Genomic DNA, 4877 nt, shown 5'->3' with positions numbered 1-4877 from the left:
CGCGAGAAAAACATGATCGCGCCGCCTTTGACCCTTTAGATGCTGCGCATGGCGCGCAGGGACTCCTTCAGCGAGGACGTGGTGGCGAGCACCGCGGAGGTCTCGTAGCCGCAGTGCGCCATGCAGTTCGCGCAGCGAGGGTCCTTGCCCCGGCCGTAGGCGTCCCAGTCAGTGGTCTCGACCAGCTCCTTGTAGGAGGAGACGTAGCCGTCGCTCATCAGGTAGCAGGGCTTCTGCCAGCCGAAGAGCGAATAGCTCGGGATGCCCCACGCGGTGCAGGAAAGATCGCGCTTGCCCTCCAGGAAGTCCAGGAACACCGGCGAGTGGTTGAGCCGCCACTTGGCGCGCCGTCCGTCGGAGAAGACCTTGGAGAACAGCTCGCGGGTCTGCGAGACGCCGAGGAAGTGCTCCTGGTCGGGCGCCTTCTCGTAGGCGTAGGCGGGCGAGAGCTGGATCTGGTCGACCTTCACCTCGTCGTTGAGATAGGACAGCACGTCGATCACGTCCTGCGGGCTGTCGTTGTTGAAGAAGGTGGAGTTGGTGCCCACCCGGAAGCCCGCGGCCTTGGCCGCGGCGATCGCCTCGATCGCCTCGTCGAAGGTACCGGTCTTCTCCACCACCGCGTCGTGCCGCTCACGCAGCCCGTCGATGTGGACGATGAAGGTGAAGTACGGCGACGGTGTGAACTTCGCCATCTTCTTCCGAAGCAACAGTCCGTTGGTGCACAGCAGGACAAACTTCTTGCGGGCAATGAGCTGACGGACGATCTCGTCGAGCTGCGGGTGCATCAGCGGCTCACCACCGGCGATCGCCACCACCGGCGCGCCGCACTCCTCCACCGCGGCCATGGCGTCCTCGACGCTCATCCGCTGCTTGAGAACGGACGCCGGGTGCTGGATCTTGCCGCAACCGGTGCATGACAGATTGCACGCAAACAGGGGCTCAAGCTCAAGAACAAGCGGGAAGTGCTTGCGACGCAGCACCTTCTGCTTGGCCAGGTACATCCCGATCCGCATCGAGTAGCGCCACTCCACCGCCACGGCAATACCGCCCTTCGGCGTCGACGTCGTACGGCCGTACGGCCGCTCCTTCACAAGAACATACAGGGTGTACGTACAGCTTGTATGTCCATCGCGAACGTCGGATCGGCCACTGTCCGCCTCGAGCGGACCGCCCGTTCTCCAGTACCAGTGGCACCTGTCGCCGCAGGTCAGCGGGATAATCATGATGTTGCGTCGGAAACCTGACGGGGCGCATGTCGTGCATCCGACATCCCACGGACCATGATCCTAAAGGGTCGGACGGTACACCCGCGACAGGTCCGACAGCCCCCAGCCAGCGGTGGGCCACCGGCTGGGGCAACCACGTCCAAGGACATCGCAGGGACGGTCCTGTGGCCGCGACGCGCCAGGCCCCGGGACCCGCCCCCACGCCGGAACGTGAACATGGTCACTTATGAGCGGAACGTGAACATAGTCACCGTGAGCACGGCAGCTCGGGAAGTCACCAGGAGCGGATGCGCCGCCCCTTCATCGCATCAGGTGCCGGCTCGACCGACGGCCCGGCACGCTTGTCGGAGGATTGCGAATCCACCGGATCTCGACCGAAGTAGTCACCTGAGCGCAAAAAAAACAGGTTATCTCAGTCACAGGGTTCCCAAGGCGTGACGCATACCATTGTGGCGGAGCCCGCGGTTCCTCAAATCAGCGACATGCAGCCCGTATCGCCGGCTCATCGTATTCCCACCAGAGGTTGTGTGGAGACCCGACCGGCGGGTCGGCGAACCCGCCGGTCAAAGGCTGTCGGCCGCGGCGCCTAACATCGGCAAAAAGCAGTAGGACGTCGGCGCGGAGGTCACATGGGGTTGGGCACGTGTTGCAGGGTGAAGGTGAAGGCGGGCGTATGACACCAGGCGGGCGCACAGTCACGCATCTGGTCGGCGGGCGGTTTCGGCTCGTCGAGCGGCTCGGCTCGGGGGGGATGGGGACGGTCTGGCGCGCGTTCGACACCGGCAGCGGTGTCGAACGCGCACTGAAAGAGATCCGTATCCCCGACCACGTCTCGATCCATGACCGCGAACTGCTGATCGAACGTGCCCACCGCGAAGCACGCAACGCCGCAAGGCTCGGCGTCCACCCCCATGTGGTCACCGTGCACGACCTGGTCGAGGACCACGGCGCGCAGTGGATCGTCATGGACCTGGTCTCGGGATGCTCGCTGGCAACAATGATCGCGCACGACGGCGCACTGGACGAGCGGGAAGTGGCCCGGATAGGCATCGCACTTCTGGACGCGCTGGCGCACGGTCACCGCAAAGGTGTTCTGCACCGGGATGTCAAACCTTCAAACGTTCTGATCACCGCTGACGGGACCGTCCGGCTCACGGACTTCGGGATCGCCGCCTACGAGACCGATCACCGGATCACCGCCGCGGGCGGTGTGATCGGCACACCCGCCTATATGGCTCCCGAACGCATCCGCGGAGGTGAAGGCGGACCCGCCAGTGACCTGTTCTCGCTGGCAACCACCCTTCTCCACGCCGCGCAGGGCGTCTCCCCGTTCGGACGGGGCACCACCTTCGCCACCATGCACGCCGTCGTCTACGAAGGGCCGACCACGCCGGTGCAGGCTACCCGGACCTACACGGTGCTCAGCCCGATCCTGGCCAAGGAGCCGTCCGCCCGCCCACCGGCGGAGCGGATCCGCCGGCAGCTGCAGGCTCTTCTGCGCGCTCCGGAGCCGAGCCCGCCGGCAACCCCGAACACCTGGCCGACCGTGAACGCCTCGCCGACGACCAACGCCTGGCCGACCACGAGCGCCTTCTACGAAGCCCCGACCATGTTCTCCATAGTAACCGACCGGCTGCGATTCGATGACCGCGAGCACACTCATCACGATCGCACCCAGCACGACCACACCCAGCACGACCGTTCCGGCCGTTACGACCCGGACAGCGCCAACGGCCTGAGCAGCACCCGCGTGTCCAGGGGCGGGGACGACACCGACAGGCTGGACGCCGACGAGCTCGACACGGTCGGCATCGAGGTGCCGGCCCCCGACACCACACGGAACGCGGCACGGAACACATCGTGGGACGCAGCACGCAACGCTGCGCAGGACACACCCCGGCTGCGCAGGACGCAGCCGGGGTCCGATGTCGACCCGGCCACCATCGAACAGCCCGTGTGGATCGACCCGAACTCGACACAGGCTGCTCCCGGGCCCGTCGGAACGAGGCATCCGGGAGGCCGGCGGCCCTCCCGCCGGGATCTGCTGTTCGCCGGCGCCGCCACGGCAGGCCTGGGGATGGGCGCCGGGACAGCCGTGTGGGCGGTGCGGCGGATCCGGCGGTCCGCCCACCCGGGGACGGCCGGATCCGGACCAGCATCGGCTCCGCTCACGCTCGGGCTTCCGGCAGCGCCCGGCGTCGAGTTCGCCGGTTCCCTCGTCGCCGACCACCGCGGCTACTACCGCGAGGCCGGCTTCACGTCCACGCGGTTTCGCGGCAGCGGGTCGCACACCCCCACCGTGACGGCCTTGGTGGCCTCGGGCGCGGCGTTTGTGGGTGTGACCGCTCCGGAGGTCGTCGCACGGGAGATCATGGCCGGCGCGCGGCTGCGGATCATCGGCACGCAGCGGCAGAAGTCCCCCTGGGCGATCGTCTCCCTGGCGGACAAGCCGATCAGAACGCCACAGGAGATGATCGGCATGCGGATCGCGACGACAGCGGGCAGCGCAGCTGTCTGGACGTCGTTCCTGGCCGCCGCGGGAGTTCCCGAGACAGCGGTGCAACGAGTAATCGTACCCGATCATGTGCAGATAGTCGCGCAGGCTCTCGCGCAGCGGCAGGTCGACGCAGCGCTGTCCTCCGTCTCCGACGCCCCGGTGGCCCTCACCCGTCAGGGTGTCGGCTTCTCGACATTCCTGATCGCGGATCACGGATACCCGCTGGTCTCCAACGCGTACGTCGTGACCACCGACGCTGTCACCGCCGCGCGGAAGAGAATCAAGGCCTTCCTCACGGCCGAGATCCGCGGCTGGAAGCAGAACCTGGCCGACCCCATGCTCGGGGCTCATCTCACCACGGACGTCTACGCGAAGTCGCTCGGGCTCGACGCCACCGAACAGACGGAGAAGAACAGAGCGTTGAACGTCCTCGTCCAGACCGCGGAAACACGCAGGGACGGCCTGTTCACCATGACCGACGCGCTGATCGAAGCCAATGTCCGACTGCTGTCCACGAGCGCGGCTCCCCTGACCGCCGGGCAGCTGTTCGACCTGTCCGTCATCCAGGAGCTGTACTACGAGCAACCGCACCTGATCTGACCCGGTCGCCGACGCCCCACGGGATACCGGCGCCCCCACGAAGTCGCCCACACGGAATCCTGTCGGGACACAGACCCGCTCCCCGGTCACTCTTATCCGAGTCGAGCGCGGGCATACTGCGTTCATGTCGAAGGCGTACGTCGAGGTCTGCTCTCCGGTAGCAGCTCCCAACCTTCCTTGACAGTAGTGCGGCGGGCGATCCAAAATACGCGGGAGCTGTTTTCGTCGGACAAGTCCGGCGGCTTTGGGGCAGCGCCTCCAACATGAAAAGAGAATTATCCTTGGCTGTCGTGAGCTTGCTCGCCGAACTAGCCCCCGACCGGGTGTTCGCAACCGCGATCGCCATAGCTCATCGCCGATTTGAACCGATACTGCGCCGGGTCGGTGCGTTCGTCACACCTCACCAGACCGCACTGGACGTCGGGGCCTGGTACGGCCCGTGGACCCACTGGATGTCGCGGCACGCCGACCGCGTCGTGACGGTGGAACCAAACCCCGAGCTGGCCGCCTTCGTCGGCCGTACCTGCCGGTCGAACGTCACGGTGGTGCCG

2 protein-coding genes and 1 pseudogene are annotated in these 4877 nt (G+C 66.5%); 2 read left to right on the top strand and 1 reads right to left on the bottom strand.

The window, feature by feature from the left end; translation table 11 throughout:
- Window positions 1–35: 35 nt before the first annotated feature.
- On the bottom strand, window positions 36–1040 hold the full coding sequence (gene hpnH / locus DD1DGNOD_RS06590; protein WP_131769673.1) for an adenosyl-hopene transferase HpnH: 1005 nt from the start codon (window positions 1038–1040) through the stop codon (window positions 36–38).
- Between the two features lie 862 nt (window positions 1041–1902).
- Between hpnH and DD1DGNOD_RS06585 the strand changes: the two genes are divergently transcribed.
- Window positions 1903–4326 carry a protein kinase domain-containing protein gene (locus DD1DGNOD_RS06585; protein ID WP_131765704.1) on the top strand — a complete coding sequence of 808 codons (2424 nt, stop codon included), beginning with the start codon at window positions 1903–1905 and terminating at the stop codon, window positions 4324–4326.
- A 290-nt stretch (window positions 4327–4616) separates the two neighbouring features.
- A pseudogene (locus DD1DGNOD_RS28875) lies at window positions 4617–4877 on the top strand (FkbM family methyltransferase); the annotation flags it as partial.

The organism is Candidatus Protofrankia californiensis, assembly GCF_900634765.1.
GTDB lineage: Bacteria > Actinomycetota > Actinomycetes > Frankiales > Frankiaceae > Protofrankia > Protofrankia californiensis.
Note: the sequence above shows the minus strand (reverse complement) of the source record. Positions and strands in the feature narration are given on the sequence as shown.